Annotated in this window: 1 protein-coding gene; it reads right to left on the minus strand. The window is 42.9% G+C overall.

The window, feature by feature from the left end:
- On the minus strand, positions 1 to 84 hold an 84-nt coding region (locus M3200_RS09515; protein WP_353867220.1), incomplete at its 3' end, for an NAD(P)-binding protein.
- Positions 85 to 231: the final 147 nt, after the last annotated feature.

Consider the following 231-nt stretch of genomic DNA (forward strand, 5'->3'; position numbering starts at 1 on the left):
AACGGTTTTCCCAGCTTTTACTGCTTCATGGGCAAATACAGCTCCAAAAAGTCCAGCTCCAACAATCAGATAATCGTATTTCACGGGTTATATCCTTTCTATATACATATATTAGCGATACTATTTCTTATATCCCTCAGGATTCTTTGACTGCCAGTTCCATGTATCCCGGCACATGTCTTCCAGAGTTCTTTCCGCATGCCAGTCAAGTACTTCCTGCGCCTTGGTCGA

The organism is Dialister sp. CAG:357 (assembly GCF_000435155.1).
Classification (GTDB): Bacteria; Bacillota; Negativicutes; order Veillonellales; family Dialisteraceae; genus Dialister; species Dialister hominis.